This is a genomic window from Accumulibacter sp., assembly GCF_031732815.1.
GTDB lineage: Bacteria > Pseudomonadota > Gammaproteobacteria > Burkholderiales > Rhodocyclaceae > Accumulibacter.
The window spans coordinates 1-4,166 of the sequence record NZ_JAVMKF010000181.1 but is presented as its reverse complement, the minus strand read 5'-3'; the positions used below and the strand labels follow the sequence as shown (position 1 = coordinate 4,166).

The 4,166-nt window shown below is 61.7% G+C and carries 4 protein-coding genes; all 4 read right to left on the bottom strand.

Annotated features, from left to right (window positions below; genetic code table 11):
- Positions 1–270 precede the first annotated feature (270 nt).
- Complete coding sequence (locus RKP46_RS11885; protein ID WP_311106832.1) at positions 271–1,719, bottom strand: hypothetical protein; 1,449 nt, start codon at positions 1,717–1,719, stop codon at positions 271–273.
- Complete coding sequence (locus tag RKP46_RS11880) at positions 1,716–2,777, bottom strand: glycosyltransferase (RefSeq protein WP_311106831.1); 1,062 nt, start codon at positions 2,775–2,777, stop codon at positions 1,716–1,718. The genes RKP46_RS11885 and RKP46_RS11880 overlap by 4 nt, the downstream gene beginning before the upstream one ends.
- A complete protein-coding gene (locus tag RKP46_RS11875; RefSeq protein WP_311106830.1) occupies positions 2,774–3,781 on the bottom strand; it encodes a glycosyltransferase family 9 protein in 1,008 nt (335 codons plus the stop codon). Before RKP46_RS11875 ends, RKP46_RS11880 begins: the two co-directional genes overlap by 4 nt.
- A partial coding sequence (locus tag RKP46_RS11870) for a glycosyltransferase (protein WP_311106829.1) occupies positions 3,778–4,166 on the bottom strand: 389 nt, incomplete at its 5' end. The genes RKP46_RS11875 and RKP46_RS11870, both read right to left, overlap by 4 nt.

Below are 4,166 nucleotides of genomic sequence, written 5' to 3'. Positions count from 1 at the left end.
CGTTGCGTCAGCAATTGCACTGGTGGCAACGCTGGCACTTCCTTTCGTATGATCTCAAGGTAAGTGCCAAGCGGCGCTTTGGCCGCAAGGCGTGGAAACGGCTGCTCTCAGGCGCGAGGCGCTGATTGAAGGTAGGGCAGCCGCTGCCTAGCTACGCCCTGTATCATCACGTGCTAAGCTGCCACTTAGAGATTCAACAAACCCAGCAGGCGGGTAGGTGACACGTGGGGTGTGTCGCGAATGGCGATCATGCCTAGCTTGCTACAATGATCAGCGTGGGGTTCTTTCGCTTGGGCGTGCGATGATGACGGCGTCCCCGTTGCGGGACTCGAAACGCTTAAGAACGACAACGCTGCTCGTCCAGAAATCCGAGTTCCATGGAGGGTCCTTGCGGGAGAGCTCAAGCACGAAGAGATCGAACTCACCACTATCGATTGCATCTCGAATCGCCTCCCGCCGGTTCCTTTCGGCAAGAGATGCTCCTGACCAGCCGGCATGATAGGCGGTTCTGCTGCTGTCAATGTAGACGCGACTGGACGCTGCGTTGGTTGCTAGCCATTTCCCAGCCTCCGCGAAATGTCCCTTGCCAGGTCCCGTCGAAATGACGTTGGCGCATGCTAGAAGTACTGCAGCACTGAAAACGGCGAGTCGCCATCGCGGATACCGCTCGATCAGTCGATGCAGGCCCGCAGCAATGAACGGTGTTGCCAGAAGGAGAATGAGACCTACGTAGCGACCGGCGAGAAACTGAAGGTCAAGTACGAAAATCGACAGCACCAGAAGATGCAGAACGATTCCCCATGCAAACAGCGCGTGGCGGCAAAGCAGTTCCTTAATATTTCCTGATAGCGCAACATAGGCGAGCGGCAGGAGCAGAATTCCGAACTTTTGAACTAGCTTTACAGGGATCAGCGCAAGCGAGCCGAATAAAAGAATACTCCGCGCTTGTCCACGGGCGTACTCGATGAGAGAGCCAGCGAGCGCAGATGTTTTTTCATCGAAGCGATTGAGACTGAATCGCCCCAGATCAGCTCCCAGACGACCTCCCAGTTGACCACTGAAATAAGCTGCGAGAAGGGCTACGCCGGCAACAAGGGGAAGCAGTGCAATCATTGCGAGCCGTCGCCAGCGGTCTGATCGCGGCGCGCCGAAAAACTGCCATGCTATCAATGACGCATACAAAATGAGTGCTTCGGGACGGAACAATGCCGCGCAGGCCAGTGCAGCCTGTACTGCAATTGCGCCAGTCCAGCGTGGGCGATCTTCCCACCGCAGTGCCAGCCACCACGCGAGGGCAATGAAAAACCAGCAACCGAATTCCCTAAGTAGTTCATTACGATACTCGTTGACGCCTGGCAGTGAAAGTACGACCAGTACGGCAGGCCAGGCTATCTCAGGTGATCGACGGGATACGCAGGCAACAATCAGCGCACAAGTGCCCGCCATGAACAGGGCGTTCAACAGATAGGCGGCGTTTTCTAGTCCGAGCCCAGTGATTTTTGCAACCAGGGCGATCGCGATCGAAAGAAAGGGCCAAGCGAAACTGGCTTTTGCCGCCGTGAAACCGCCATCCAGAAATGCCTGTGCCGTAGCGATGTAGAGCATGCCGTCACGGTTGACCTCGCTGCCCAGACGTGCGACGAGCGAAAGCATAAAGCTGAGCACGACCGTGACGTTTGTTGGTGAGAGCAAGCGCGGAGGTAGTGTTGGTGTTTTCATGGTGCGAGCAGAGGTAGGGCTGGCAACAGCTGCTTCAGTAGTCGGGATTTCCAGGTGTGGTGTGCGAGGAAGGCCGCATGTCCGGCAACCGCGATCGCCTGACGTGCGTCCGGATCGGCGAGGTAGTGGCGCACTTTCTCGGCCAGTTCGCCGGAGGAACGATAGGTCTCGATCTCCTCGCCAATACGGAACAGTTCGCCCAGTTCGTCGCAATGGTCGGTGAGCAGAAAACAACCCGCCGCCAGTGCCTCGAAGATGCGCAGGTTGATGCCGGTCTCGGCGCCGTAGAAGTCGGTGCGGGTGATGTTGAGCACGATCTTCGACTGGCTGAGCAAGGCGTGCAGTTCCTCGCCCCAGACCGGCCGGTCGTCAATGCGCGCGCGCAGCGGCGCCGAGATCAGCGGGAAATTGCGTAGCCAGCGGTTGCCGCGTACCGTGACGTGGTCGCGGATGCCTTCGAGCAGGAAGATGCGACGCAGGTCGCCGCTGCCGACAAAGAGCGTGTCGATCGGCTGCTCCGTGCGCCAGACCGTGACCGGTTTCGCGGCGAACGGAACGAAGACCGCGTCCAGGCCGCGCGTGTCACGGAAGAAGCGCGTGGTTACCGCCGAGCACGAAAAAATCCGGTCGTACACCGGCAGCTCCTGTTCGACGAAGAAGATGAACTCGCGCCGCCGGTCGTAGAGGTTGCAGGTGTCGGTGTCGTAGAGGAACAGTCCGGCCTTCGCCTCGTCGGCCAACCGGCGCAGCAGCTGCGGGTCGAAGAACTTGTAGATGAAGCCGACGACGAGGATGTGGCTTGGCTGCTCGCGCGCGATCAGCCCGCGCAGGTCGCGTTCGACGAGCTTCGGCAGGAAGTAGAAGGCATCGCGGTCCGTGCCCCGGTTGCGCAGCTTGGCATAGGCCGAATGGGCGCCATAGAACGCGCGGCGCGGGGCCTGCAGGCAGTCGAAATGCGTCGCGGTGACGCCGAGTTCGACCAGGGTTTCGCAGATTTCGCGGCCGAGCGGTACGCCACCGATGCCGTCGATAACCAGGATCTTCCGGATGTCGTTCACGAGAGCGCCCTCCGCGCGGCCAGGACGTCGCCGACGCCGACGAAGGGCTTCCAGATCTCGCCACGGAAGCCGGGCAGGGTCAGGCGCGGACACACCACTCGGACAGGCGCCCAGTCGGGCCGCCAGTGGAAGGCCGGATTCTTCTTGCGGTAGATGGTGACGACCGGCACGCCGAGGAAGGACGCGAGATGGCCGTTGCCCGAATCGTTGGCGATCACGGCGCCGGACTCGTAGAGATAGGCCGCCAGTTCGCCGATGTCGTGGAAGACCGGTGTCTCGAAAGTGTTGCCGGGCATCTTTTGCCAGCGCTCGTGGTTGGCGGGTGCGACGACGATCTTCGGCGCGTCACCCTGCGCCTGCAGTTCGCGGCACAGCTTGAGGAAGGCGCGCGGCGGCCAGTCCTTCTTCTGCGGCCAGGCCGAATCCGGGCTGACGACGATGCGCCGGGGATGGCGGCGCAATTGCAGTCCGGCCGGCGGCGTCAGTGCCACGGTCCGTGTCAGTTGGGCAAGCCCCATGCGCTTCTGCATGTATTCGAGCGTGATGTCGACGACGCTTTCGGTCGTGTAGTCGCGATCACGGATGGAACCGCCGCAGTCGAGCAGCCCCTGCAGTGCGGCGAAGGTTTCCGGCGCGAGTGTCGCGCGCTTCGTGCCGGTCAGGTCGAAGCGCCAGTCGTCCGGCGTCTTCTGGCAGATCAGCAGCCACTTGCGGCGCATCGCATCGGTCGTCGCCGGGTCCATCCGGTCGCGCAGGAACTGCGGCGGGCTCATGATGACGAGGTCGAAATCGGCGAGCGCGGCATCCATCTCCTCGGCGGCCGGATACGGGCAGATCTCGAACTGTGGTAGCCAGGCGCGCAACTGGTAGCCGATGTTGCCGAAGTAGGTGACCGCAAAACCATTCAGGCGCAGGTTCTCGGCCATCATCAGGTAGATCAGGCCGTCGCCGAGCGAGCTGAAGGCGACCAGCGCGATGCTGGCCTTCGCTGCCGTCGCGCTCATGCCGCCAATCCCTGCCGCACCATTGGCAGCGAAAAGAAGTGCCGCCGGGCGGCTTCATCCGAAAAATGGCGGCTCAAGCGCTCGAAGGCATTGTCGGCAGCGTGTGCCGACGCGAAGAAGGTCACGAGCTTGTCGGCCAGCGCCGCCGCGTCACGCAGCGGGAACAACCGTGCCGGATCGGCGACGACTTCCGGAGCGCCGCCGCAGTCGGTGGCCATCACCGGCACGCCGGCGACCATGGCTTCGAGCAGCACCATGCCGAAGGGCTCGTGATCTGAGCTGAGCGCAAACAGATCGAATGCGGAGAAATACCGGCGAACGTCCGGCACTTGGCCGAGGAAGCGCACACGATCGGCAATGCCGAGCGCCTTGACCTGGGCCTTCA

What these genes read in the sequence shown, in the direction of transcription:
- RKP46_RS11875 (WP_311106830.1), bottom strand. Translation starts at nt 3,781, where the DNA reads ATGAGCGCGACGGCAGCGAAGGCCAGCATCGCGCTGGTCGCCTTCAGC.
- RKP46_RS11885 (WP_311106832.1), bottom strand. Translation starts at nt 1,719, where the DNA reads ATGAAAACACCAACACTACCTCCGCGCTTGCTCTCACCAACAAACGTC.